This window comes from uncultured Thalassospira sp. (assembly GCF_963976115.1).
GTDB lineage: Bacteria > Pseudomonadota > Alphaproteobacteria > Rhodospirillales > Thalassospiraceae > Thalassospira.
The window spans coordinates 77,804-102,047 of the sequence record NZ_CAXBJJ010000001.1; the positions used below are offsets into that span (position 1 = coordinate 77,804).

Sequence of the window (24,244 nt, forward strand, 5' to 3'; positions counted from 1 at the left end):
ATAATGCTGTGATAGGGTTTGGTCATAAAAGGCGGCATTCATGCCACACGCAAAAACAAAACCGTCCAAGAGGCCCTGATGACCGACACCCTCGCCGATTTGCTGCCTGCCTTAAACCGCATCGCCGATGCGCTTGACCGTATGGCGCCCCCTGCCCGCAAAAAAAATGACCTTTCCAGTGCCGATGCTTTTGTATGGCATGCCGAAACAGGTTATTTAACCCCAATCAAACAGGTCAACCGGGTGGATATCAGCCTGTTGCAGGGGATAGAGCAGCAAAAAACCATCCTGTATAATAACACCAAACGGTTCGCCAACGGCCTGCCCGCCAATAATGCTTTGTTGTGGGGCGCACGCGGCACAGGCAAAAGTTCGATCGTCAAGGCCATGCACGCCCTGATCAATCACGAAAGCCCGTCATCGCTGGCATTGGTGGAAATACATCGGGAAGATATTCCTACCCTGCCTGTTCTGCTGAAAATTCTTCAGGAAAGCGCACGCAAAACGATCTTGTTTTGCGATGATTTATCGTTTGACCTACAGGACGAATCCTACAAGTCGCTTAAAGCAGTGCTGGATGGCGGCATTGAAGGCCGCCCCGAGAATGTTATTTTCTATGCCACCTCGAACCGTCGCCATTTGATGGCGCGTGACATGATTGAAAATGAACGCTCAACAGCCATTAACCCGTCAGAAGCAGTAGAGGAAAAAGTGTCGCTGTCTGACCGGTTTGGTTTGTGGCTGGGTTTTCATAATATTTCGCAGGATGTGTATTTCGAAATTATCGCCGGTTATGCCGACGAATTTGGCCTGGACATGCCAAAGGAAGAACTTTTTGCCCGCGCCAAGGAATGGACCGTGACACGCGGCAGCCGATCCGGGCGAGTCGCTTGGCAGTTTATCCAGGAAATTGCTGGCGCACAGGGAAAAAGAATCTCTTAAAGTATCCGTACGATATATCAACACGGCCTGATGATATGTCAGGCCGTGCTGATTTTACCGTGAAGCCACGGCCTGGGGCAGATATTTAACCGGATCACGAGATTTGCGCCCCAACCTGATTTCAAAATGCAGTTGCGGCCGGTTTACAGCCCCCGTCGCCCCGACAGATGAAATACGCTGTCCTCGTGTGACAATGTCGCCGCGCGCCACTAACGGATTTTCCGTATGGGCATAGGCCGAAACATACCCGTCGGCATGCTTGATCAGGATCAGATTGCCAAAACCGCGCAATTCATTGCCGACATAGGTTACAACGCCGTTATCTGTTGCCAGAATGGCGGTTCCGCGTTCGGCTGCAATGTTGATGCCGTCATTAAACAGGCCCCCCGGCCCGGCGCCATATCCAAGAACCACTTTTCCCTGGACCGGCCAAATAAAGCCCTGCCGATTGACCGGGGCGATATCATCCACCCGTGGAGATTTTGAAACCGCGCTGGATTGAACCGACGCCCGGGTTGATGCACCGCCCGATATGTCCATGTTACGCGCGACCGACGTTGCAGGCTTGCCATGCCAACTGTTGCCCGCCGCAAACTGGCGTTCGGCCTGGGCAGCAACATCCTGCGGTTTCGCCCCCGGCACCGGAATATTTGCGCCAGTCGCATAGTTCGCCTTGCTGCTGGTGATATCGGTAACACGACTAAGATCTGATGTGGACGTGGATGCAGATGACGGCTGTGCCGTATCTGGTGCATCTAGCGGGGATGCGTTTATTTCAGCAGACTGCGTGCGCCCGGCGATCACAACCTGTTTGGTTGGTGACGATTTTCGCGGTGCTGATGCAACAACCGCCTCGGGCGGGTTGCTGTTATAATCAGATTGCCATGGCGGCAAGACAAGACGTTGCCCCGGATAAATCACATATGGCGACCGAAGGTTGTTTCGCGAGGCAAATTTCTTGAAATCAGCATGATACCGCTGCGCAAGCAGCGAGACACTATCGCCGCTTCGAACGGTGATCACGCGCTCGCCATTGCGCAATGCCGGCATGGCAGAAAGCGAAAAGTTTGTTCCCTCGTCATACACAACCGGAACTGGCTTGGAATTAAGCAAACAGCCACCAAGGGCCGCTGTTGTCGCGCTGACAAACAGCAACGTCCGGACATTATGAACGACGTGTTTGGCATAATTTTTCATCATGCCCGAGATTTTCCATCATTACCGGTTAACAATCGGTAAGGAGGCCGCATTTTCGCGAAATGAAGTTGGGGCTAGAATTCTTCGGTGCCCGCCAGCATGGGAACAAATCGGACCGGCATCAATTCGGTTACGTCTATTCCGGTCGGTGTCCGCATGACGCGTAATAATATCTGCGTATGTGAAACTTCGCCAACCGGCACCACCATAATGCCGCCAATGGCAAGCTGATCGACCAGAACCGGCGGCACATCCTGTGCCGATGCGGTGACAATAATCCGGTCAAAGGGCGCCTGTGCTTTCCAGCCCAACCCGCCATCGGCATGAAGGGTTGAAATGGTATGCAATCCCAACCGGCGAAATCGGTCTTCGGCTTCACGCAGCAACGGCTTGTGGCGTTCAAGCGTGTATACGCGCCGTGCCAGCCGCGCCAGAATAGCCGCCTGATACCCCGACCCGGTTCCAACTTCAAGCACCTTCATCCGGTCATTAAGTTGCAAGGCCTGCGTCATCAGGGCAACAATATAGGGTTGGGAAATCGTTTGTCCCTTGCTGATCGGCAACGCGACATTTTCCCACGCCCGGCGCACGAAAGGTTCGGCAACAAACAGTTCACGCGGTATGGCCGCAAGCGCTTCGAGAACCGCATCATCATGAATGCCGTCATCTCGCAAGGTTGCCAGCAGGGCATCAATTTCCGGGGCACGGGCAATGGCAGGCGTACTCACTGAAATGCCTTTGTCAGTTTTTCGTGGGTCACATTGTCGGTAAAATCAAGGCCGATCGGCGTTATAGAAATATCGCCCTTTGCGATCACATGTAAATCGGCGTTTTTATCTTCGGGCAATTCAGAGCGAATGGCACCGACCCAATAATAGACTTCGCCGCGCGGATCAAGGCGTTCTTCAACATGGTCACCGATCTTGCGTTGTCCCTGGCGGGTGACGCAAATTTGCGCCCCACCATCGCGTTCATTTTCAGGAAAATTAACGTTTATCAAAACGTTACTGGGCCATTCTACTTTAATAAGTGAGCGTACAACATCGACGAAATGTGCCTTGGCAATATCCCAATTGATCAATTTTTGCGAAAAATACTGCGAGAAGGCAATGGCTGGAATATTTAACAAAGCCGCTTCCATGGCCGCGGCCACCGTGCCCGAATAAGTCACATCTTCGCCCAGATTACCGCCGCGATTGATGCCGGAAAGCACAATATCGGGCGGCGTTTCGCGCATGATCACTTGCAGGGCCAGCAAAATACAGTCTGTCGGCGTACCATCGACGGCAAAATGCCGATCATCACGCGCGTGAATGCGCAAAGGGCGGTGCAGGGTCAATGAATGCCCTGCACCGCTTTGTTCTATCGATGGCGCAACCACCCACACATCATCCGAAAACTGACGCGCAAGACTTTCCAGAAGTTTGATACCAGGGGCATCAATGCCGTCATCATTGCAAATCAGGATGCGGGCGTTTTGCAGATCGATCATGCGCTTCCCTTAGCTGGCAACGGAAATTTTGGTCAGGCCACCCATATAGGGTACCAGCACATCAGGTACCCGGATCGAGCCATCGGCCTGCTGATAATTTTCCATCACCGCAATCAGGCACCGCCCAACCGCCAACCCGGACCCGTTAAGGGTATGCACAAACCGGGTTTTTTTGTCGCCCTGGGTCCGGCACCGCGCATTCATGCGACGTGCCTGAAATTCACCCGTGTTCGAACATGACGAAATTTCACGATACCGTCCCTGCCCTGGCAACCAGACTTCGATGTCATAGGTTTTCATCGCCGAGAACCCGGTATCGCCCGAACATAACAGCATCGTCCGGTACGGAAGGTCCAGTTTTTGCAGAACCTCTTCAGCACAGGCGGTTTTACGTTCCAGTTCGGCATCCGATTGGTCCGGATCGACAATCGACACCATTTCCACCTTGGAAAACTGGTGCTGGCGGATCATGCCACGGGTGTCACGCCCGGCTGACCCTGCTTCAGAACGGAAGCACTGTGTCAGGGCGGTGTAGCGCAATGGCAGACGCGCAACATCAATAATGTCGCCCGCCACCTGATTGGTCAGCGTGACTTCAGATGTCGGGATCAGCCACATATCATTGGTGGTTTTAAACGAATCTTCAGCAAATTTTGGTAATTGACCGGTGCCAAACATGGCATCGTCTTTCACCAGCATCGGCGTAATGGTTTCTTCATAGCCATGTTCATTGATATGCAGATCAATCATGAACTGGGCCAGTGCACGTTCCAGGCGCGCCAACTGGCCGCGCAATATCACAAAGCGCGAACCTGAAAGTTTTGCTGCCGTGGCGAAATCCATCATGCCGAGCTTTTCGCCCAGATCGAAATGTTCGCTGACATCAAAATCAAACGTACCCGGCGTGCCCCAACGACGCACTTCAACATTGTCGTCTTCATCAGCACCCTTGGGCACGGCAGCATCGAGAATGTTGGGAAACGACGTTAGCAGCAGATCAAGCTGCTCGTTCAAAGATGCCTGACCATCTTCGGCGGCCTTGATGCGGTCTTTTAATCCGCCCATCTCGGCCATTAATTCATCTGCGTTCTCGCCCGTTTTTTTGGCTTTGCCAATATCGCCCGAGATCGACTTTCTACGCGCCAGCAATTCCTGATGTTCGGTCATCAGGCGGCGGCGTTCGGCGTCAATCTCGATCAAGCGGGCAGCTGTAATCTCGGCATTGCGCATGCTCATCGCTGCGTCAAATGCATCAGGGTTGTCACGAATCCATTTTATATCGTGCATAAAACCGCACCTTGTTTGTCTGATTTTCAGGGGCTGGTTATACGACGGGGCGAACCATTGGTCCACCCCGTCCAAACGTCTTATGACCTGCGAAGATTATTTAACGGGCATTGTTAAAATCATCTTCATCATCATCACCAGTCACAGGACCAGATTGTGATGACTTTGACGGCCTGGTCTCATCCACATTATCGTCGGATGAGGCACCCGCCTCTTTCGCAGGTTTATCGGAATGTGATGTTTCTGTATTTCCTGCACTTGCCGCAGCAGCAGATTGTGCATTCACATCATCGTCGTCATCTTCATTATCGTCAGCTTCCTGGCTTGCGGCGCGTTTCCGCTCGCTCATCCGGGCCATAATGATCGAAATTTCATAAAGCAGCATAATGGGCACCGCCAGCCCGACCTGCGAGATCAGATCTGGCGGAGTCATAATTGCGGCGAAAATGAACGTTACAACGATGGCGTATTTGCGTTTTTTGGCCAGTCCGGCAGCTGTGACCAACCCGGCACGGGCCATCAGGGTCAGCAATACCGGCAACTGAAAACTCAGGCCAAAAGCAAAAATCAGCTTCATAACCAACGACAGATATTCACCAACCTTGGCTTCAAGCTGAATGGCAAGACCGGTCTGACTGCCAGCGGTTTCAAAGCTGAGGAAAAACTTCCATGCCAGTGGCATGATAAAATAATAAACCATCGCCCCGCCCAGTAAAAACAGGATGGGGGTGGCAAACAAAAACGGATAAAAAGCCCGGCGTTCGTTTTTATAAAGCCCCGGTGCGACAAAAGCCCATATCTGGCCCAGAACCACCGGTGTTGAAACGAACATGGCCGCAAAAAACGATACTTTGACGTAGGTGAAGAAAACCTCGGTCAAGGCGGTATAGATCATACGCCGGTCACTGCCCGGCCCCATGGCCGCAGCAAGCGGACGCACCAGAAAAGCATATATGTCTTCGACAAAATAGTAACAGATGCCAAAAGTCACAAAAAGTGCGAGCACCGACCATGCCAGGCGATTCCGCAACTCTATCAGATGCTCCATGATTGGCATCTGCTGGTCTTGAAGCTGCATGTTCACGCCTATTTCTCCGGCTGGGTCCGGACGGTTGCCGGTTCTGGTTGATCTTTTATGTCCGCCGGTTCCGTCACAGATTGACGCACCGGTTCTGCCGCAGAATTTTTTGTTTCATCGGCTTCAACAGTGTCAGCAGAGGTAGCAGGAACCGTTGAGTCCGATGGAACAGAGGGAGAATCGGCTTTTTTGGAAGTCGGCTTTGATAAATTGATATCACTGCCGCCAATCTGCTTTTCCAGAAATTCAGTTGCACTGTTGCTGGCACCGGTCGCCTGCTTGCGCAATTCGTCAAGCTCGGCCTCGCGGATCAAACTATCGATTCCGCCCTGGAATTCACGTGCCATGCCGCGAACTTTTTTCCAGTAATGGGCCATCTTATAAAGAACATGAGGCAAATCCTTGGGGCCGACGACAAAAAGTGCGACGACGGCCACAAGTGCCATTTCGGTCCAACCGATATCAAACATGAATAGCGCCTATCAGAGCCAAGCCAGTCAGACAGACGGGGTCAGGACTTAACCGAATCCTTGTCTTTGCTTTCGGCAGAAACCGAAGCCGAGGTGGTGTTGCCAATCGAAGCCTTGCCGGATTCTTCATCATCTTTTTCATTGATGCCAGCTTTGAAGCTGCGAATACCTTTACCCATGTCACCCATCACACGCGGTAATTTGCCCGCGCCAAAAATGATCAGAACGATGGCCAGAATAAGTGCAATTTGCCAGACGCCGATACTCATAACTTTTTACTCCCAAAACGGTACTCGCCCTTTGAACAGGGCAAGGGATAATGGCAGAAAGCCCTGTTGGGTGCAACGCGGTGTTTGCTGTTTCAGGACTTCCGGGCCTTTCTAGTCTCTAGGAAACACGAACGTCATCTCGGGATCAAGCGTAATAGACACAACGCCCCCCTTATCGATCACCTGTCGGCGAGGAACCCGGGCATGAATATGGGGACCATTCTGGATCGAAAGATGCATCAGACTGACCCCGCCCAGGGATCGGACAGCATCAATATTGGCCAAAACATCACCCGTGCGTCCTGCATCGCCAATGCGCAAACCTTCGGGCCTTACCAACACGTCAACCACCGTGCCATTGGCAATTTCCCGGGCGGCAACATCGCCAAGTGGTGTTGACACAATATTGTTTTCAACGTGGGATGGAAACACGTTCACTTCGCCAAAAAACGATGCGACAAAATGGTTGGCCGGATGAAAATAAAGGTCCTCAGGGCTGCCATCCTGCATCACCTGCCCTTCATTCATGACAATGATCCGGTCGCCCATATACATGGCTTCTTCGGGATCATGCGTCACCATAACGGTGGCGATACCGGCGTTTTTTAAAACATGCAGCGTGGTATCACGCAATTCGGCCCGGCGTGCCACATCCAGCCCGGAAAAGGGTTCGTCAAGCAGCATGACCCGCGGCACCGGTGCCAACGCGCGCGCCAGCGCAATACGTTGTTGTTGCCCACCTGACAATTGATGGGGAAAAACATCAATATAATCAACCATGCCAACCCGCTCAAGCGCATTGATCACGGCCTCGCGCCGTTGGGAAGCGGGCATATGACGCAACCCGAAGCCGATATTCCCGGCCACATCAAGATGTGGAAACAACGCATAATCCTGAAATACCAGCCCAACACCGCGTTTTTCAGGCTCCAGATACTGCCCGGCAGAGGCCACAACCTCGTCATGGATCAGAACCGTGCCGGTTTGCAGGCGTTCCAGCCCGGCGGCAATGCGCAGGGCCGTTGTTTTACCGCACCCCGACGGCCCCAGCAAACACACCAGTTCCCCTGGCGCAACATCGACATTAATGTCACGCAAAACGCGGGTATCGCCAAATTCATGGCTGACATTTTTCAGGCTCAAGCCAACCGGCATGTCACACTCTTTGTTGATTTAAATCGACCAAAACGGCTATTGCCCCACAAAAATTGCGAATGACAAGCAATATCTGTCTCTGATTTAATGCCCGCACCCGTCACATGCAACCATTTGCACGACAATCAGGATTATTCCGGCTTCAGACCATCCCCGGGAAGATTTTCGGCATATATTTCGGCATCCAGCTCGGCCAGGTTTCGGCTCGTCAAGGCTTCTTCAACAGCCGATTCTGTACTTGACGGGTCGTCTTCAGGTTCGGGCAGCAGGCTGTCATCATTTGAATTGGCACCATACCGCCCCATTCCCGGGCGACTATCAAGCAAGCCTGCGGCTTTCAGATCCGAAAGACCGGGCAAATCATCACGATTTTGCAGGCCAAAATGATCCAGAAAGTCGTCTGTTGTTGCCCATAAAACCGGGCGGCCCGGCACACGTTTACGGCCTCGTGGACGGATCCATTTTGCTTCAAGCAAAATATCCAGCGTGCCCTTTGACAAGGCCACACCCCGAATTTCTTCGATCTCGGAGCGCGTTACCGGCTCGTGATACGCAATGATCGCCAGTGTTTCCAGTGTCGCACGGGTCATTTTCTTTGATTTTTCGACCTCGACATGTAAATCACCAGCAAGATCAACAGCAGTGCGAAAAGCCCATTTATCGCCGACATGCACCAGATTAACACCGCGCTCGGCATAAGTTTCCCGCAACTCGGTAAGGATATCAGTAATTTTGGCATCCGATGGCAGGCGTGCCGCCAACAGCTTCTCGCTTAATGGCTCGCTAGAGGCAAATAAAACGGCTTCGACAATGCGCAAATGTTGCAGGTCGATTGCCGGTTTCTGAATCATGCCTGCCATTTCAAGCTGCACGTTATTATCACTATCGTTATTGTTGTTGTTGTCATTATCGTTCGTCATCATCGCCCCCTGCCCCATCAATCGCGGCTTCGCCGGAAAGGCGAGCTTCTTCGTCCAACCGCGGGGATGTCCCCCAACCATCGTCAAACGAGACCGTTTGTTCCGGCCTTGGTTTTTGCGGGGATCGCAACATGATCGGCCCAAACACCTGTTCCTGGGAAATTTCAATCTCGCCATCCCGGCACATTTCCAGGCTGGCCACAAAATGCGCCGCAAGTGCTGATCGCGCCTTTAGCGGCGTGCCCAGCCCGCGTGGCATAAATTCAAGCAACAGCGTCCATTGCGGGACAATGCGCCGACCAAACAAATCGCGCAGGCGCCGTATGGCATCATCCATCGCATAAAGATCAAATGCTTCGATCTCCAGCGTTTTGGCTTCCGCGCTCAGCATGATTTGTGCGTATGATTTAAGCAAATCATACAGCGAAGCATCATAAACCGATGATGTGGTCACCTGCATTTCTTCGGGGTTGCCCCGGGCGAAAAAATCCCGCCCCAGATTGGGGCCTTCTGTCAGTTTGGCCCCGGCTGCTTTCATGGCTTCCAGCCTGCGCAACTGAAATGCCAGTAATTCGGCCATTTCTTCAGCGCTGAGTTCTTCGCCGTCATCTTCCTGTTTGGGCAATAACAAACGAGACTTCAAATAAGCCAGCCAGGCCGCCATCACCAGATAATCGGCGGCCAGCTCAAGGCGCATTTCCTGCGCGCGATTGATAAATTCAAGAAACTGTTCGGCCAGATCAAGGATCGATATCCGAATGATATCAACCTTCTGATCCCGGGCAAGTTCCAGCAGAACGTCAATCGGACCTTCAAAACCGTCCAGATCCAGGACCAGGCGATCAGCCAGACTGATGCTATCGACGGGGGCGACGTCGAAGGCTTCGTCACTAATACTGGAATCGGGCAAATCGGTTTCGGCCATTCAGGTCTCGTATAACGTCAATGACCGGTCAGATAAAAAAGCTGACCAGAAAATTGATAAGCCATGTCGCCGGTTCAACAACAACCCACTGAAAAATCGGCAGATCGATCCCCAGCTGCGCGGTAACATAGGGCAGCAGAAACACCAGCCCAAGCAACAGGACCATACCTGTTTTTTCCATCCGCATCAAAAAACGGGCCATCGGCGCGGGCGAAATCGCGGTCAGAACCCGTCCCCCATCCAGCGGCGGAATGGGCAACATGTTAAAGACTGCCAAGATGCAGTTCAATGCAATGGAATTATGCAGGGTTTGACCAAGCCAGTTGTTTACTGCCGGTGAAAAAGACGGCAGCCACACCAGCAACATAATCGATAAAATTGCCAAAACGATATTAACCGCCGGACCTGCAATCGCAACACCAATAATCCCCAGCCGCTGGGGGCTGAGACGATAAAAGGCCACCGGCACCGGTTTGGCATAGCCAAACAAAAACGGTGCGCCTGTCAGCAATAAAAGCCCCGGAATAACAATGGTGCCAACCGGATCAATATGGCGGATCGGATTAAGGCTTAACCGCCCTGCCCGCTGGGCAGTATCATCACCAAACGCCTTGGCGGCAAAGCCGTGTGCCGCTTCGTGCAAGGTCACAGCAAAAAGCACCGGCAAAACCCATGTGGTTGCCGAAATGATCACGTCGATAATATGGTTCAAGCACCTTCTCCTTGTGCCGCAGGCCACACAGGTGCCAGCAATTGCGCCAACCGCGCATTCCAGTCCGCCAGAACCGGCCTTGGCGGCACCGTGCCCTGAAGCGAGGATATTTTATTTGTTACCGCCAGCGCGCGGTCCAAGGCCAGCCCGTCCAGTTTCGGCGACATGGAAACGACCTGTTCAAGTTCGGTCCTTTTGCCATTGCAATGCAGGGCAATATCGCACCCTGCCGCAAGACATTCATGAGTCCGACTGGCAAGAGAGCCGCCAAGGGCCTCCATCGACAGATCATCGCTGATCAGAAGGTTTTCAAACCCGATATCCCCGCGAATGATTTCGTCAATCACCTTGGGGGAAACAGTGCCGGGGCGCTGGTCGTCAATCGCTGTAAACAGGATATGTGCCGACATTGCCGCCGGCATATCTTTCATCAGGCGAAACGGTTCAAAATCATTGACCGACAGGCTGCTGCGCGATGCACTGACGACAGGAAGATCCTTGTGGCTATCAACCGATGCCCGACCGTGACCGGGGATGTGCTTTGCCACAGGCACAATGCCACCATCCATGAACCCGGCGGAAGCCGCACTGGCAAGCGCCACCACATTGGCAACTTCGCTGCCATAGGCGCGATCCCCCACCACGTCGCTCATGCCGGGAAAATACAGATCCAAAACCGGCGCACAAACCACCGAGATCCCCACATCAATCAAATCAGCGGCCAGCAAACGGGCATTGATATAAGCCGCTTCGCGGGCATCATCGGGGTGTTGTTCATATAGCCGTCCAAACACACCGGCCGCAGGCATGTTGCGCCAGTGCGGCGGTTTTAACCGCATCACCCGGCCCCCTTCCTGATCGACCAGAATGGGCAAATTGGCGCGCCCGTTCACATCGCGCAATTCATCCGTCAGGCGTTTCAGCTGATCGGGGGCGTCGACATTGCGGGCGAAAAGAATATAACCATAGGGATCAGCTTCACGAAAAAAGCCTTTTTCCCAATTGCTTAATGCTGTTCCTTCAAGCCCGAGAATACAGGCTCTGGGTCGTTTTAACTCAAGGCCGGACACTGAGGCACCCCACATTGCGTAATTTCAATTCGGAACAAATTTTGTCGGCAGCAGCACGCCCGTCAAGCGGCCCCGCCTGCAAACGATAGAAAACACCCTTGTCACCCAGATCAACGCGCTGGACAAACATCTTAAGATTACCAACCAGGTCCTTGTTTTCCGTTGCTAACTTTTCCCAGGCGGCACTTGCTTGTGCATCATCTCGCAACGATGCCAGTTGAATGCGAAACGCGCCTTCATCTGCATTTTCCGCTGCGACCGGCACAGTATCTGCCGTGGCGATTGTTGTATTTGGGGCGGGCTGGACCGACCGGGCATTATTGGCACTGCCATGCACGCCTGCGGGCGCAGTTTCACCAACCGGCGCGGCCGCGACGTCCTTACGGGTATCAACGGTAATTTGCTCACCTACCAGTTTGCGCGCATCGGGGGGCGGTCGCAATTCAGAGGCATCCGGGGCCTTGGGCATATCGGGAATCGGATCAATGACCACGGCAACATCACCGCCGCTTTCGTCTAGTTCCTGATAGATGGTGGTGTCGCGATGCGGCACTTCCATGCCGCCGGGGTTATCGGGGCGCACCTTGATAGGCCCGTCTTCGGGCGACAGAACCGGCAGGTCGCCTTCCCGGGTCGCAAACTGGCCATACCCGTAAAACCACCATGCACCAAGGCCGATGCCGCCGCCAATAACCACCATTCCCAGGATCACAGTCGCAGCGCCCCTTTTCCAGCCTCCGCCCTGACCTGAGCCAGATGCAGGACGACGGTGTTCGGCGTGCAATCCGCGGCTGTGATCCCCGGACATGGTTACATCTCCTCGAGCGGGCTAACCCCAACAACCGCAAGACCCGAGGCAATCACCAATGCAACTGCACGGATCATGGCCAGACGCGCCTGGGTTGCCGCCAGATCATCCGCCTTGATAAAGCGCAGTTCGGTATTATCGCGGCCACGGTTCCACAAGGAATGGAAGTCAGCGGCAATTTCGCTCAGGAAAAATGCAATCCGGTGCGGTTCATGCGCCGTTGCGGCCTGCTCGATAATACGCGGCCATTCAGCGATACGACGCACAAGGCGCATTTCCTCGTCGGAATCAAGGATCGACAAATCGCTGCCAACCAGTGCCGCATCGGAAAAATCGACATTGCCAAATGCTTCGGCAGCCTGACGAAATACGGAACAGATGCGGGCATGGGCATATTGCACATAAAAAACAGGGTTGTCTTTTGACTGTTCGGTCACTTTGGCAAAGTCAAAGTCCAGCGTCGCATCGTTTTTGCGGGTCAACATAATGAAACGGACAACGTCCTTGCCAACCTGTTCAACAACTTCGTTCAATGTCACAAACGTTCCCGACCGTTTCGACATTTTGACCGGTTCACCATTATCAAACAGGTTCACCAACTGGCACAGTTTGACATCAAGCGCGCCCTTGCCATTGGTGATGGCTTTGGTTGCGGCCTTCATACGTTTGACATAACCGCCGTGATCGGCACCGAAAATGTCGATCATATTGGCAAAGCCGCGTTCGTATTTATCGAAATGGCAGGCAATGTCAGAGGCAAAATAGGTCCAGCTGCCGTCGGACTTTTTTAACGGACGATCCACATCGTCGCCAAAATCGGTCGCGCGAAACAGGGTTTGCGGGCGGGGTTCCCAGTCATCCTGTGCTTTGCCTTTCGGCGGCTCCAGCACGCCAACATAAATGTCGCCTTTGCTTTCCAGATAATCAAACGCCGCCTGAACTTTGCCTGCGGCAACCAGGGCGGCTTCGGATGTGAAAACATCATGTTCAACACCCAACTGCGCCAGGTCGTCGCGAATAAGACCCATCATTTCGGTGATGGCAAAAGCACGGAATTCCTGCAACCAGGCTTCTTCGGGCTGATCCACCCATTTGTCGCCATCGCGTGCAGCCAGTTTTTTACCCGGCGCAACCAGATAATCGCCAGGATAAAGACCGGCAGGAATGGTGCCAATGTCCTGGCCCAGTGCTTCGCGATAGCGCAAATGAAGCGAACGTGCCAGCACATCAACCTGTGCCCCCGCATCGTTTACATAATATTCCTTGGTAACGTCGTAGCCCGCCTTGGACAACAGGTTTGCCAGCACATCACCAACAACAGCACCCCGGCAATGTCCGACATGCATCGGGCCGGTTGGGTTGGCCGAAACATATTCGACATTCACCCGTTCACCCTGCCCCATCGGGCTGTTGCCATATTCCGTACCAACATTGAGGACTTCGGTAATTTGTGACAGCCAAAACTCATTGGCCATGCGCAAATTTATAAAGCCCGGCCCGGCAATTTCGACAGCAGCAATACCGGGAACCGTGCGCAGTTTTTCGGCCAGTTTTTCGGCCAGGTCGCGCGGTTTCATTCCCGCCCCCTTGGCCAGCAACATGGCGGCATTGGTTGCGGCATCGCCGTGCGACGGATCACGCGGCGGTTCAACGGTAACACGCGCTATATCAAGGTCGCCCGACAGGAGGCCTTCGGTTTGAAGGGCCGCAATCTGGCCTTCGATATCGCTTTTCAACTGGGTGAAAACATTCATGGCAATAAAGACTTTTGTAATTTGTGAGTTAGGGCCAATGGCCAACAGTCTGCCGGTGTTTTGAGCCATTTCACGACAAAACGCAAGCAAGGCATGCCAGTGGCATGGCAGCCTTGCCGATCCGGGGTTTTGACATTTACCAATGATGGGCTAAATACAGGTTAAACAGGCAGGTCTGATTGTGCTAAAGTTATGTCAGATTATTAAACCCCACACGTTGGGTTGAGTGTCAAGGAGCATGTAAATGGCGGAAGCATCCCGGCAAGTACAGATGACAGAAAGTGCGGCGACCCGCATTCAGGAACTGATCAACAGCGAAGGCAATAAAGGCCTTATGCTACGCCTGCAGGTTTCTGGCGGCGGTTGCAGCGGTTTTCAGTACGAATTCTCGCTAGACGATAATAGCAGCAACGAAGATCATGTTTTCGAAAATTTCGGCGCCAAAATGGTCGTCGATGACGTTTCGCTTGATTTATTGGGCGGAGCCGAAATTGATTTTGTTCGCGAACTGGTCGGGGCGGCATTTCGGGTGAATAACCCCAATGCGTCGTCGTCTTGTGGTTGCGGATCAAGTTTCTCGGTTTGATTGGCCGAAATGAAAGCGATAGATCTTTACGGGACCTGTGATTGTGCAGGTCCCGTTTTATTTTTGGCAATATTTTAGCGAAATTCGAGGAATTTATGAAAATCGCCACCTGGAATGTCAATTCGATCAAGGCACGCCTTCCCAATATCCTCGAATGGCTGGACCAAGCGCAGCCCGATGTGGTGCTGCTACAGGAAACCAAAACGGTTGATGACGGTTTCCCGGCCATGGAAATTGAAGATCTTGGCTATAACATCGCCATTCACGGCCAGAAAACCTATAACGGCGTCGCTATCCTGTCGAAATTCCCGATTGAGGACGTTCAGCGCGGCCTGCCCGGCAACGACGATGACGAACAGGCTCGTTATATTGAAGCCGTGATTTCAGGCGAAAAGCCGGTTCGGGTTGCCTCTATTTATGTACCAATGGGAACGGAAGTCGGATCGGAAAAGTTCGCTTACAAGCTGAACTTTCTAGACCGCCTGATTACCCGGTTTGAACATATTTTTGCCAGCGGGGAAGCTGCGGTCATGGGCGGCGATTACAATATCGCCCCGGATGATTCCGATGTGTATGACCCGGAAAAACTGCATGAAACGGTTTTATGCTCCATCCAGGAACGCAAACGTCTGCGCACCATAATGAATTTGGGCTACACCGATGCCTTTCGCACCTTTAATGCCAATGGCCATCAATATAGCTGGTGGGATTATCGCGCCGGGGCGTGGAACAAGGATAACGGATTGCGCATCGACCATTTGCTGTTAACCCCGGCCGCAGCCGACCGCCTGAGCGCTGCCGATATTGATCGCGACCCGCGCGGCAAGGAAAAAGCATCGGACCACACTCCGGTCTGGTGCATGATTGATGGGTAATTTATTGATATCAAACAGATATGATGAATTATTAATTTGATAGATTATGAATACAAAAGGGACGGCCAGATGGACCGTCCCTTTATGGTTTCGCACCGATCAAACGCCAGCAAGATTATTCTGCAGCTTTTTGCATTTGCTGGCGGTAGGCGACGATATCGTCAATGCTGATCACAACCATGTCATGCTGCCCGGCATATTTAACAAGTTCGGACAAACGGGCCATGGTGCCATCGGGGTTGGTGACTTCGCACAAAACCCCTGCCGGTTTTAACCCGGCCAGAAGCATCATATCGACGGTGGCCTCGGTATGGCCGCGCCGTTCCATCACCCCGCCGGGGCGCGCACGCAACGGAAACACATGACCAGGACGCGCAAGGTCCGCTGCTTTGGCACCATCCGCTGTGGCAACCTTAACGGTTGTCACGCGGTCGGCGGCTGAAACACCGGTGGTGACGCCAACCTTGGCCTCAATGGTAACTGTAAAGCCTGTTCCCATGCTTGAGGTGTTGTTTGTCACCATGGGTGGCAATTCCAGTGCCGTTGCATGGGCATCTGTCAAACACAGGCAGACAATGCCGGAACAATCGCGAATCATCATCGCCATTTGTTCGTTGGTTAAATGCTGTGCAGAAAAAATCAGATCGCCTTCATTTTCGCGATCTTCGTCATCAACAACCAGAACCCCTTTTCCGGCCTGCAAATCGGCAATGGCACGTTCCATCCGGACCATTGAATCGCCAAATTGCGACAATGTGGGTTCTTGATGATCACTCTGATTCATAACCGTCCTCCAATAATGGCGGCTTACGAATCAGGGCACGCAAGAAAGGTCAAAGCAACGATGTAAACATCGCTCTTTGTCGATACCTAACAAAACAGGCATATGGAATATCCAGTTGCCCATCCCGTCACGCTTTATCCTCTCCCATCCGGACTATTACCGTCGGCCCTGGAATCACACCAGATCTGCTTGACCCTGACAGTTACCTGCCAGGCGCTCGCGGGCTTCCCGAAGTCGGGTTACCGCCGGTCAGGAATTACACCCTGCCCTGAGAATAAGCGCCGTTTTAATAACGACATAACTAACCGTAAACAACGATCAGCAAAAAGACACTAGAAAATTACGCCCATCTTGGCAAGGTCAAACCTTGCCAACATATCGTTGCGAAAATGGGGGTAACCGATTGTCGCGTCGAAAACATGCCCAAAACCATGCGGGTATCGTGCTATAGCGGCGGCAACACTTTACCCGCCCGGAAATGAAAGCCGCAGCCATTGCTTTCGGTTTCACGCGGGGCCCATTGGCAGACGGCACATCGGCGTTCGTTTCCAGCGGCATGGGGTGAATCGCATTGGTCGCCAAGATACTTGCCCAACAGGGCATCAATATAGCTGCCCTGAAAAGCATCCACCCCAAGGCTCCGTCCCATGCGTACGGCGGTGCGGCTGTCACACCTGGTTAAAATCAGATTGCGGTTGCCCAAGGCGACTGCAAATTCACGCAGTCTTTCAGCAACAGTGGACCGCTTTGACCCGATGATATTCTGATCCCAGATCACTTTTACAAAATCGACATTGATCTTGCGCGGCGACAAAAATTCCAGTGCGGGCAGTGTAATGCGATCCAGCCCCACACGAACACCGGCCGATTGCAATAACTTGCAGGCATCCTCGAATTCCCACCAGTCGGCAATGGCATTTTCCAGCGAAACCTCAATCGCCAGGTTTCGGGCAAACCGGCTACCGCCATTGCCAAGAAAATTCGCAAACGAGTCGGAAAAAATTGTCTGCACCTGCATGTTCAGATGCAACACATCGGGCAAAACAAGAGGGGCAAGTCTTTCGGTTAGCGCCATGACTTTGTCATCAAGCACCCGCGACAGGATTTCTATTTCGCCAGAACCTTCGAGGACGAAGTTTGACAAATGGTTGTGACGTAAAAAATCCAGCGAACAATAAAGTTCATGACCAATAATTTCGCGTTGGGTCTCGCGGATTTCCAATATGGCCTGGCGACGACAAGAATCATAAACAGCATCACCCGAAATGGCCGCCTTCAACAGATTTCCAAGGTCAATTTTCTTTTTGCCGGTTGTAAAATTTGTATTTTTGCTGCTGATTTGAAGTGCGGCTTGCAACCTGGCATCATCATCAGGCCAGCGAAATTCGCTCCAGATATCCTCAGGGACAGCGCCCAACCCGTGACGAACAATAACCTTTTCGAGCAACTCGGAAATAGTATCGACAAATGGGTCCACATTGCCCAACCCCCGCCCCAGCCGAACAAAGGCGACCATACCGTTATTGAGTTTATATTGCTGGGTACGTTCAGGCAGCAGGCGAAAACCTTCACGCATCAAAGCAGCATAATCATCGGGTGATAGTCGCAACGAAACCGGGAGATTCAGCAACCCGACAAACAGTTTTTTGCCGGAATGATCGTTCTTTTTCAGCAATTCCAGCAATCTGATCGCCGAAATTTGCTTTAACTTTCCAGCTTGCGTCATGTTCTCTCTGCACGTCTATTCATTTAAAACAGGCAAACTGTAAAAATTCAGCCCCTTAAAACCTAACGTCCGATGCTGTTTTCAAGGTGCTGTGATAATTTTGTAATCAGTTTTAATCCACTTTGCGTTTGGTTCAGCATATAATCCCCAACACTTGAAACCACACGAACGCCCCGCAATGCATTGCAAACAAATACGCAGTCCGTTGTTTTCAATTGCTCAATCGTTACCGGATCATAACATAGCGAAATGTGATTGCTTTGCGCCCAATCAATAACGCAGGCCCGGCTTAACCCGGCAAAAATGCCGCTTTCTTTTGGTGCGGTATAAAGTCGCCCTTTAAGCATCGCAAAAACATTGGCAATGGTGGTTTCCCCGACATGACCATCCTGCGTCAGGATCAGGCAATCTTCCGCGCCGGCATCGGCGGCCTCCTTGCGGGCGACAATATTGTCAAGGTAATTAAGGCTTTTCATACGGCTGGCAACAGACCACGGATTGCGGCGTACCTGTTTGGATATTGCCAGTTCAAGCGGCCCGCATCCTGCATCCAGGTCAATGGGTTTTGCCGTGATTAACACGGTCGATCCACTTGCCCCGATCGCAAGCAACCCTTGCCCGCCCTGCCCGCGCGATACAGTTAGACGGATAACGGCGTGGCGTTTTTCAAAGCCCTGACACAATGTCGAGATCACTTTCGCCAATGTTGCTTCACTTGGAATCTTAACAGGAAATCCCCCCAACACATCAATACTTTGCGATATTCTTTGAAGGTGAAAAGATAACCACCCAACATGACCGTTCGTTGCTCGCATGGTTTCGAACACACCATCGCCGAGCAAAAAACCACGATCTGAAACAGATATATGTGCATCGTTTTCATTCAGAAAAGTGCCATTCAACCACAACATCCTCAAGCCCCTTTCGCGATTGTACGATCTGCCACTTGTCGCGATAATTTTTGCTGGTTGAATTTATCCGCGATGGTCAAAAAATTACCCAGTAAATCGTGTCCATGTTCGGTCAGAACGGCTTCGGGATGAAATTGCACGCCGTAAACCGGCAGGCTCAGATGCGCCAGCGCCATTAATTCACCATCGGGGCTAAGCGCTGTGGCCCGCAATTTGGCGTTATTCGTTGGTAAATTCGCGATCAGGGAATGATAACGGGTTACCGTTAACGGGGTAGGCAATGAGGAAAACACCCCTGTGCCATCATGATCAATCGGCGTGGTTTTACCATGTAGCGGACGGGCGGCACGGGTTATTGTCCCGTTAAATGCCTGGGCAATCACCTGATGCCCCAGACAGACACCCAACAGCGGAAAATCATTGCAGGTGTCACGAACGATATTCAAGCACTGCCCGGCCTGATCGGGCGCGCACGGCCCGGGCGATATAATGACGGCTTCGGGGGCCAGTTGGCGAACGCCAGGCGCATCAATCGCATCGTTGCGCATCACCACAACCTCGCGTCCCAGCTCGCGCACATATCGGGCCAGGTTGAAGACAAAAGAATCGTAATTATCGATCAATAAAATCACAAACGATTTCCAGTTTTCATGCCGGTTGCCCGACCATACGACCCTGCCAGACCTTATGACAACCTGGTCACGATCCCAAGGGCCGCTATAAGTTTGGCCGCCTTCGACATGGTTTCGTCATATTCGCAAGCCGGTATGCTGTCGGCCACAATACCACCCCCAACGTTAAAGGCCATCCGCCCCTCATGGATAGACAAGGTTCTAATGGCGATACTGGTATCCATCGCACCGTCAAAGCCAATAAAGCCAATGGCCCCGCAATAGGCACCCCGGCGACGGTTTTCAAGCTCGGTAATGATTTCCATGGCGCGAATTTTCGGCGCCCCGGTAATGGAGCCACCGGGGAAACACGCTGCGAACGCATCAATCGCCGTTTTTCCGGTTTCCAGCCTGCCCTCGACCGTTGAAACCAGATGGTGAACATTGGCAAAACTTTCAAGCTGGCAAATCGCCTTTGTAACAACGCTGTACGGTTCACAGACCTTGGACAGATCGTTGCGCAACAGATCGACAATCATGACATTCTCTGCCCGGTCCTTGTCCGAGCACAACAATTCCTGTGCATTTGCGGCATCCTCCAGCGGTGTGTTGCCGCGCGGACGCGTGCCTTTGATCGGTTTGGTTTCCACCCTGCCGTCAGCATCAACTTTCAAAAAGCGCTCGGGCGAATTTGACAATATAGCAACCGCACCAAAATCCAGATATGCGCCAAACGGTGCCGGGCTTAAGCCGCGCAGTCTGCGATACAGAGCAAATCTGTCTGGCATCTGCCCCAGGCCATAGTGCGCAAAAAACGATTGCGATAAATTTGCCTGAAAAATATCACCCGCAAATATATAATCCAGCACCCGGCGCACCGCATTTTCGTAATCCGCGCGGTTAAAGTTGGCCTGCCACGACATCATGGCCGGTAATTCGGGGGCTTGAGGAACGTCTACCTCAAATGGCATGGCCCGACGAAGCAGGTCTTTGATATCGGCCAGTTTCTCTCGCGCACGCATCCGTTGCGCCTGACTTTGCGGCGCGCAAAAGCCATGCGCAATGATCCACATCCGGCGTTTGGCAAGGTCAAACGACAGAACAACATCGTAAATGCCCGCCATCAAATCGGGGATGTTTATCCAGTCCTGTTCAGGTTCCGGCAGGTTTTCCAGTTGCTGGCACAAATCATAGCCAAAATAGCCAACCAGCCCGCCCTGAAAAGGCGGCAAGGTCGCATCGTGGGGAACCTCATATTGGGCCATCAAAGTGCCAAGGACAGCAAAGGGGTTACCGGGCACATCGACACCATCCAGGCACACCTGCCCGTCACGGGCCGTGATTATATGGATGGGGTTTAGCGCGATATAGGAAAATCCGGCGTCATTTCCAGAATCCAGAAACTGGCACTTACCTGAACCTGCCAAAGCACCAAAGGCAATATCGGGTTCAATAAACGGGTATTCTTCGACCAGCATCAATCCTGGTTCCGGCTGACAGCATCGCCGTCCGCATCCGGCCGATCAAAATCATAGGCTCGCTCAATTTTCGCAACCCGCAAGGTATAGCTCCGATACCACTTTTCGCGGCCCATATTACGGGCTGCGGTGTGATCGAGCTGTAATTTCCATGCCTTGATGGCCGCTTCATCACGCCAGTACGATACGGTAATGCCCATACCTTCGCTGTCGCGCTCGGTCGAATCTTCACCCAAATATCCATCCTGTTGTGCGGCAAGGCGGCTCATCTCGGCGGCTTTAGCGCCATATGCCGCGCTATCGCCATCGGTACGAATAGAGGAAAAAATAACAGCATAATAGGGCGGCGACGGCAAACGGGAAAGCGGCATCACAATGTCTCCTGCGTAAAACACGTGGCGACAATTTAGGCGATTCCATCACCAATACCAGTGACAAAAAAGGGATGCAGCAAATGCGACACCCCTTTTCGTGATCAGGTTATGAAATTCACACCCTTACATGGCAGCAATGCGATCAAAACCTTCCTGAAGTTTACCCAAGGTATTCCGGGCATCTTCAAGTTTGGCCTTCTCAGCGGCAACAATTTCTTCCGGGGCACGGCTAACAAAGCGTTCGTTGGAAAGTTTTCCTTCCTGCGCTTTGATATATTTGCCGATTTTTTCTATTTCTTTTTCAAGTCGCGATTTTTCGGCCGCAACATCAATGAAATCCGCCACAGAAACAAACACGGGCACACCGTCAACCACTGTCTGGATCGCGCCTTTTGCCACAGCTTCGGTCCGATCCGCACCAATAAACTCGATCACGGCAACACGGGCCAAGCGCTTTACCTGGGCTTCCTGCGCAGCAATGGCGGCTTTCATGGCATCGGTGGCATCCACCAGATAAATCGGCACTTCGGCGGATGGCGGTACATTCATTTCCGAACGAACACCACGAATGTTACCGATCAGGCGCAACGCCAAATCCATTTCGGCTTCAACATTGGTATCGATCAGATCGTCACCTAATGTCGGCCAGGCTTGCGCCATTAACAAACCAGTATGTTTTTCGCTGGTCTGCGCCCACAATTCTTCGGTGATGAACGGCATGATCGGGTGCAGGATCAGCAAAATCTGATCAAAAACCCAGGCCGCTGTCGCACGCGTTTCGGCCTTGGCATCGGCATCATCGCCCATAAAAACCGGCTTGGCCAGTTCCAGATACCAGTCACAAAAAGTACCCCAAACAAACTGATACGCACCGGCTGCGGCATCGTTGAAACGATAGTTTTCAATCGAACCCGAAACGTTCCTGGCGGCCTCGGCAACCTTGCCAACGATCCAGCGATTCAAGGTCGTTTTAACCGATTTGGGATCAAATCCGTCAACAACATTGCATTCGTTCATTTCGCAGAACCGTGCGGCGTTCCAGATTTTGGTCGCAAAATTGCGATACCCTTCCACCCGGGATTCTGCAAGTTTGATATCGCGGCCCTGTGCGGCAAGGGCCGTCAGCGTCATGCGCAGGGCATCACAGCCAAATTTTGCAATCAGATCAAGCGGATCAATCACGTTGCCCTTTGACTTGGACATTTTCTGGCCGTTTTCATCACGTACCAGGGCATGGATATACACATCACGAAACGGCACCTGCCCGTCCATGAAATGCATTCCCATCATGATCATACGGGCAACCCAGAAGAAAATGATGTCAAACCCGGTAACCAGCACATCACCTGGATAGTATTTTCCAAGTTCCGGCGTCTGTTCGGGCCAGCCAAGGGTCGAAAACGGCCACAAGGCAGATGAAAACCACGTATCAAGAACATCAGTTTCCTGATCAAGTTCAACTTCTTTGCCGTAATGTGCCTTGGCGGCGGCAATGGCTTCTTCTTCGGTTTCTTCAACAAAGAAAGTGCCATCCGGGCCAAACCATGCAGGAATACGATGGCCCCACCACAACTGCCGTGAAATACACCACGGCTGGATGTTGCGCATCCATTCAAAATAGGTGTTTTCCCAGTTTTTCGGCACAAACCGGATGCGACCATCTTCGACGGCTTCGGTTGCCGGTTTTGCCAGCACCTCGGCATTCACAAACCACTGATCCGTCAAGTAAGGCTCGATCACAACGTTTGAGCGGTCGCCATAGGGCACCATATGAACGGTGTCTTCGATCTTTTCCAAAAGACCAAATTCGTCCATCCGCGCAATGATCAGTTCGCGTGCCTTGAAGCGGTCCATGCCGCGATATTCTTCCGGGGCATTGTCATTGATGCAGGCGTGGTCATCGAGAATATTGATTTTTTCCAAATCGTTGCGTTTGCCAACTTCAAAGTCGTTAAAGTCATGCGCCGGGGTGATTTTAACGGCACCGGACCCTTTTTCAGGGTCGGCATATTCATCGGCGACAATCGGAATTCGACGGCCAACAATTGGCAAAATACAATATTTACCAACCAGATCCGCATAGCGTTCATCGTCGGGATGAACCGCAACAGCCGTGTCGCCCAGCATTGTTTCCGGGCGCGTGGTGGCAACGGTAATAAATTCACCCTCACGGCCTTCGATCGGATATTTAAAATGCCAGAAATGACCTTTAACTTCTTTCTGGACGACTTCCAGGTCTGAAATTGCGGTCAGAAGTTTCGGGTCCCAGTTGACCAGTCGCTTGTCGCGATAAATCAACCCCTGTTTGTGCAGGGTGACAAACACCTTGCGCACAGCAGACGACAGGCCTTCATCCATGGTAAAGCGTTCGCGCGGCCAATCGGGCGATGCGCCAAGGCGGCGCAACTGATTGGTAATCGTTCCGCCCGATTCTTCTTTCCATTCCCAGACTTTTTCGACGAACTTTTCACGGCCCAGATCGTGACGGGTCACATTTTGGGCGCCAAGCTGACGTTCCACCACCATCTGGGTCGCAATACCGGCATGGTCCGTGCCCGGCTGCCACAGGGTATCCTTGCCGATCATGCGATTATAGCGCACCAGAATATCCTGCAAGGTAAAGGTCAAAGCATGCCCCATATGCAGGCTGCCGGTCACGTTGGGCGGCGGCATCATAATGACATAGGGATTTTCTTTGCTTTCCGGATGGGCGGCAAATGCCCCGGATTTTTCCCATTTTTCGTAGAGTTTGTTTTCCACGTCGGTCGGGTTGTAGGTTTTATCCAACATCGTCTTTCTGATCCGCTGCGGGTTTTATTG

24 protein-coding genes and 1 riboswitch are annotated in these 24,244 nt (G+C 52.4%); of the genes, 3 read left to right on the forward strand and 21 right to left on the reverse strand.

Features of this window, described 5'->3' with window-relative positions:
• Window positions 1–78: 78 nt before the first annotated feature.
• Window positions 79–942 (forward strand): ATP-binding protein, encoded by an 864-nt coding sequence (locus AAC086_RS00345; RefSeq protein WP_339774043.1) that lies wholly within the window; start codon window positions 79–81, stop codon window positions 940–942.
• A gap of 54 nt (window positions 943–996) precedes the next feature.
• On the opposite strand, the gene AAC086_RS00350 is transcribed toward AAC086_RS00345, so the two are convergent.
• The 14 genes from AAC086_RS00350 to argS form a co-directional block, all read right to left on the reverse strand.
• On the reverse strand, window positions 997–2,142 hold the full coding sequence (locus AAC086_RS00350) for a peptidoglycan DD-metalloendopeptidase family protein (protein WP_339774044.1): 1,146 nt from the start codon (window positions 2,140–2,142) through the stop codon (window positions 997–999).
• 71 nt (window positions 2,143–2,213) lie between these two features.
• Window positions 2,214–2,852 (reverse strand): protein-L-isoaspartate(D-aspartate) O-methyltransferase, encoded by a 639-nt coding sequence (locus AAC086_RS00355; protein ID WP_339774642.1) that lies wholly within the window; start codon window positions 2,850–2,852, stop codon window positions 2,214–2,216.
• Between the two features lie 11 nt (window positions 2,853–2,863).
• Window positions 2,864–3,631: a 5'/3'-nucleotidase SurE gene (surE, locus tag AAC086_RS00360; protein WP_339774046.1), complete on the reverse strand. Its 768-nt coding sequence runs from the start codon at window positions 3,629–3,631 to the stop codon at window positions 2,864–2,866.
• Window positions 3,632–3,640: 9 nt separating this feature from the next.
• A complete protein-coding gene (serS, locus tag AAC086_RS00365; protein ID WP_339774048.1) occupies window positions 3,641–4,918 on the reverse strand; it encodes a serine--tRNA ligase in 1,278 nt (425 codons plus the stop codon).
• A 100-nt stretch (window positions 4,919–5,018) separates the two neighbouring features.
• Window positions 5,019–5,996 carry a twin-arginine translocase subunit TatC gene (gene tatC / locus AAC086_RS00370; RefSeq protein ID WP_339774644.1) on the reverse strand — a complete coding sequence of 326 codons (978 nt, stop codon included), beginning with the start codon at window positions 5,994–5,996 and terminating at the stop codon, window positions 5,019–5,021.
• Between the two features lie 8 nt (window positions 5,997–6,004).
• A complete protein-coding gene (gene tatB, locus AAC086_RS00375) occupies window positions 6,005–6,466 on the reverse strand; it encodes a Sec-independent protein translocase protein TatB (protein ID WP_339774050.1) in 462 nt (153 codons plus the stop codon).
• Window positions 6,467–6,507: 41 nt separating this feature from the next.
• Complete coding sequence (locus tag AAC086_RS00380; RefSeq protein WP_339774051.1) at window positions 6,508–6,735, reverse strand: twin-arginine translocase TatA/TatE family subunit; 228 nt, start codon at window positions 6,733–6,735, stop codon at window positions 6,508–6,510.
• A 111-nt stretch (window positions 6,736–6,846) separates the two neighbouring features.
• Entirely contained in the window at window positions 6,847–7,890 is a 1,044-nt protein-coding gene (locus tag AAC086_RS00385) for an ABC transporter ATP-binding protein (protein WP_339774053.1), read from the reverse strand.
• 131 nt (window positions 7,891–8,021) lie between these two features.
• Window positions 8,022–8,813, reverse strand: a complete 792-nt coding sequence (scpB, locus tag AAC086_RS00390) for an SMC-Scp complex subunit ScpB (protein WP_339774055.1) — start codon at window positions 8,811–8,813, stop codon at window positions 8,022–8,024.
• Window positions 8,797–9,735, reverse strand: a complete 939-nt coding sequence (locus tag AAC086_RS00395; RefSeq protein ID WP_339774056.1) for a ScpA family protein — start codon at window positions 9,733–9,735, stop codon at window positions 8,797–8,799. The genes scpB and AAC086_RS00395 overlap by 17 nt, the downstream gene beginning before the upstream one ends.
• A gap of 28 nt (window positions 9,736–9,763) precedes the next feature.
• The gene (locus AAC086_RS00400; protein WP_339774058.1) at window positions 9,764–10,447 is read right to left on the reverse strand and encodes a site-2 protease family protein; all 684 of its coding nucleotides are present in this window, start codon (window positions 10,445–10,447) and stop codon (window positions 9,764–9,766) included.
• Complete coding sequence (gene nagZ, locus AAC086_RS00405) at window positions 10,444–11,517, reverse strand: beta-N-acetylhexosaminidase (protein WP_339774060.1); 1,074 nt, start codon at window positions 11,515–11,517, stop codon at window positions 10,444–10,446. The genes AAC086_RS00400 and nagZ overlap by 4 nt, the downstream gene beginning before the upstream one ends.
• The gene (locus tag AAC086_RS00410) at window positions 11,504–12,325 is read right to left on the reverse strand and encodes an SPOR domain-containing protein (protein ID WP_339774062.1); all 822 of its coding nucleotides are present in this window, start codon (window positions 12,323–12,325) and stop codon (window positions 11,504–11,506) included. The genes nagZ and AAC086_RS00410 overlap by 14 nt, the downstream gene beginning before the upstream one ends.
• A gap of 2 nt (window positions 12,326–12,327) precedes the next feature.
• Window positions 12,328–14,079, reverse strand: coding sequence for an arginine--tRNA ligase (argS, locus tag AAC086_RS00415; protein WP_339774064.1), 1,752 nt, complete (start codon window positions 14,077–14,079; stop codon window positions 12,328–12,330).
• Between the two features lie 244 nt (window positions 14,080–14,323).
• On the opposite strand from argS, the gene erpA reads away from it, so the two are divergent.
• Window positions 14,324–14,665, forward strand: coding sequence for an iron-sulfur cluster insertion protein ErpA (gene erpA / locus AAC086_RS00420; protein WP_339774065.1), 342 nt, complete (start codon window positions 14,324–14,326; stop codon window positions 14,663–14,665).
• Between the two features lie 95 nt (window positions 14,666–14,760).
• Entirely contained in the window at window positions 14,761–15,540 is a 780-nt protein-coding gene (xth, locus tag AAC086_RS00425) for an exodeoxyribonuclease III (protein ID WP_339774067.1), read from the forward strand.
• Window positions 15,541–15,655: 115 nt separating this feature from the next.
• On the opposite strand, the gene ribB is transcribed toward xth, so the two are convergent.
• The 7 genes from ribB to AAC086_RS00460 form a co-directional block, all read right to left on the reverse strand.
• Complete coding sequence (gene ribB, locus AAC086_RS00430) at window positions 15,656–16,324, reverse strand: 3,4-dihydroxy-2-butanone-4-phosphate synthase (protein ID WP_339774069.1); 669 nt, start codon at window positions 16,322–16,324, stop codon at window positions 15,656–15,658.
• 132 nt (window positions 16,325–16,456) lie between these two features.
• A riboswitch (FMN riboswitch) is annotated at window positions 16,457–16,604 on the reverse strand.
• 165 nt (window positions 16,605–16,769) lie between these two features.
• Complete coding sequence (locus AAC086_RS00435) at window positions 16,770–18,050, reverse strand: hypothetical protein (protein ID WP_339774071.1); 1,281 nt, start codon at window positions 18,048–18,050, stop codon at window positions 16,770–16,772.
• A 62-nt stretch (window positions 18,051–18,112) separates the two neighbouring features.
• Complete coding sequence (locus tag AAC086_RS00440; protein ID WP_339774073.1) at window positions 18,113–18,961, reverse strand: aminotransferase class IV; 849 nt, start codon at window positions 18,959–18,961, stop codon at window positions 18,113–18,115.
• Between the two features lie 2 nt (window positions 18,962–18,963).
• The gene (locus tag AAC086_RS00445; RefSeq protein ID WP_339774074.1) at window positions 18,964–19,593 is read right to left on the reverse strand and encodes an aminodeoxychorismate/anthranilate synthase component II; all 630 of its coding nucleotides are present in this window, start codon (window positions 19,591–19,593) and stop codon (window positions 18,964–18,966) included.
• 53 nt (window positions 19,594–19,646) lie between these two features.
• The gene (gene pabB / locus AAC086_RS00450; protein ID WP_339774648.1) at window positions 19,647–21,050 is read right to left on the reverse strand and encodes an aminodeoxychorismate synthase component I; all 1,404 of its coding nucleotides are present in this window, start codon (window positions 21,048–21,050) and stop codon (window positions 19,647–19,649) included.
• Complete coding sequence (locus tag AAC086_RS00455; protein ID WP_339774076.1) at window positions 21,050–21,421, reverse strand: antibiotic biosynthesis monooxygenase; 372 nt, start codon at window positions 21,419–21,421, stop codon at window positions 21,050–21,052. The genes pabB and AAC086_RS00455 overlap by 1 nt, the downstream gene beginning before the upstream one ends.
• A 126-nt stretch (window positions 21,422–21,547) precedes the next feature.
• Complete coding sequence (locus AAC086_RS00460) at window positions 21,548–24,214, reverse strand: valine--tRNA ligase (RefSeq protein WP_339774078.1); 2,667 nt, start codon at window positions 24,212–24,214, stop codon at window positions 21,548–21,550.
• Window positions 24,215–24,244: the final 30 nt, after the last annotated feature.

Excerpts from the sequence above, each read along its gene's own strand:
- AAC086_RS00345 (WP_339774043.1), top strand. The coding sequence starts at position 79 with ATGACCGACACCCTCGCCGATTTGCTGCCTGCCTTAAACCGCATCGCC.
- AAC086_RS00350 (WP_339774044.1), bottom strand. The coding sequence starts at position 2,142 with ATGATGAAAAATTATGCCAAACACGTCGTTCATAATGTCCGGACGTTG.
- surE (WP_339774046.1), bottom strand. The coding sequence starts at position 3,631 with ATGATCGATCTGCAAAACGCCCGCATCCTGATTTGCAATGATGACGGC.
- serS (WP_339774048.1), bottom strand. The coding sequence starts at position 4,918 with ATGCACGATATAAAATGGATTCGTGACAACCCTGATGCATTTGACGCA.
- tatC (WP_339774644.1), bottom strand. The coding sequence starts at position 5,996 with ATGCAGCTTCAAGACCAGCAGATGCCAATCATGGAGCATCTGATAGAG.
- tatB (WP_339774050.1), bottom strand. The coding sequence starts at position 6,466 with ATGTTTGATATCGGTTGGACCGAAATGGCACTTGTGGCCGTCGTCGCA.
- AAC086_RS00380 (WP_339774051.1), bottom strand. The coding sequence starts at position 6,735 with ATGAGTATCGGCGTCTGGCAAATTGCACTTATTCTGGCCATCGTTCTG.
- AAC086_RS00385 (WP_339774053.1), bottom strand. The coding sequence starts at position 7,890 with ATGCCGGTTGGCTTGAGCCTGAAAAATGTCAGCCATGAATTTGGCGAT.
- scpB (WP_339774055.1), bottom strand. The coding sequence starts at position 8,813 with ATGATGACGAACGATAATGACAACAACAACAATAACGATAGTGATAAT.
- AAC086_RS00395 (WP_339774056.1), bottom strand. The coding sequence starts at position 9,735 with ATGGCCGAAACCGATTTGCCCGATTCCAGTATTAGTGACGAAGCCTTC.
- AAC086_RS00410 (WP_339774062.1), bottom strand. The coding sequence starts at position 12,325 with ATGTCCGGGGATCACAGCCGCGGATTGCACGCCGAACACCGTCGTCCT.
- argS (WP_339774064.1), bottom strand. The coding sequence starts at position 14,079 with ATGAATGTTTTCACCCAGTTGAAAAGCGATATCGAAGGCCAGATTGCG.
- erpA (WP_339774065.1), top strand. The coding sequence starts at position 14,324 with ATGGCGGAAGCATCCCGGCAAGTACAGATGACAGAAAGTGCGGCGACC.
- xth (WP_339774067.1), top strand. The coding sequence starts at position 14,761 with ATGAAAATCGCCACCTGGAATGTCAATTCGATCAAGGCACGCCTTCCC.
- ribB (WP_339774069.1), bottom strand. The coding sequence starts at position 16,324 with ATGAATCAGAGTGATCATCAAGAACCCACATTGTCGCAATTTGGCGAT.
- AAC086_RS00435 (WP_339774071.1), bottom strand. The coding sequence starts at position 18,050 with ATGACGCAAGCTGGAAAGTTAAAGCAAATTTCGGCGATCAGATTGCTG.
- AAC086_RS00440 (WP_339774073.1), bottom strand. The coding sequence starts at position 18,961 with ATGTTGTGGTTGAATGGCACTTTTCTGAATGAAAACGATGCACATATA.
- pabB (WP_339774648.1), bottom strand. The coding sequence starts at position 21,050 with ATGCTGGTCGAAGAATACCCGTTTATTGAACCCGATATTGCCTTTGGT.
- AAC086_RS00455 (WP_339774076.1), bottom strand. The coding sequence starts at position 21,421 with ATGCCGCTTTCCCGTTTGCCGTCGCCGCCCTATTATGCTGTTATTTTT.
- AAC086_RS00460 (WP_339774078.1), bottom strand. The coding sequence starts at position 24,214 with ATGTTGGATAAAACCTACAACCCGACCGACGTGGAAAACAAACTCTAC.